A 525-nucleotide genomic window follows, 5' to 3' on the forward strand; every position below is an offset into this window, starting at 1 on the left:
TTCCTGCCGTGGCCTCCAGCGTGGCCGTGGTGATGAAGTCCACCCAATCGTTGCTCACCAGGTCCGCTGCCGTCTCCACCGTCTGGGTCTCGGCGGAAACGCCGTCCACGACGGTGCTCACATCCCAGGCGTCCTCGTTGTCCACGTTGGCCGCCACCACGATGGTAATACTGTTGCCCCTGGTCCCGCCATACTTCGCTGTTGCCAGGGTACACTTTGCCTTGACCGCCCCGGTACCCAGCCGGTAGCAATAAACCGTGGTCGCGTGGGTAAAAATCTCACGCTGCGGCAGCATGGCCGGGTCCGTATAGGCATAGCCAAAAATCTTCTTGCTGTTCTTCTGGAAGTCGCCGGAAGTCACGGCGAAAACCTCCCCCTCCGGTCCCCAATCCAGCTCAAAGGGGGCTGCTGCGTATCCGCGGTCGGAAAGCGTAGCAGATGCCCGTGCCACACTGGAGAAGTTGCAGTAAGAACCGGGCAGGGTCTTATTCTGAGTGAGCCAGGTTCCACCGCCGAGGGCCATAT

The 525-nt window shown here is 60.8% G+C and carries 1 protein-coding gene; it reads right to left on the reverse strand.

All coding sequences use genetic code 11. The features are described from left to right. On the reverse strand, positions 1-361 hold a 361-nt coding region (locus H7U32_RS11040; protein ID WP_204469845.1), incomplete at its 3' end, for a phage tail sheath N-terminal beta-sandwich domain-containing protein. Between the last annotated feature and the right edge of the window lie 164 nt (positions 362-525).

The sequence above is a fragment of the Bifidobacterium pullorum subsp. saeculare genome, from assembly GCF_016899725.1.
Classification (GTDB): Bacteria; Actinomycetota; Actinomycetes; order Actinomycetales; family Bifidobacteriaceae; genus Bifidobacterium; species Bifidobacterium pullorum_C.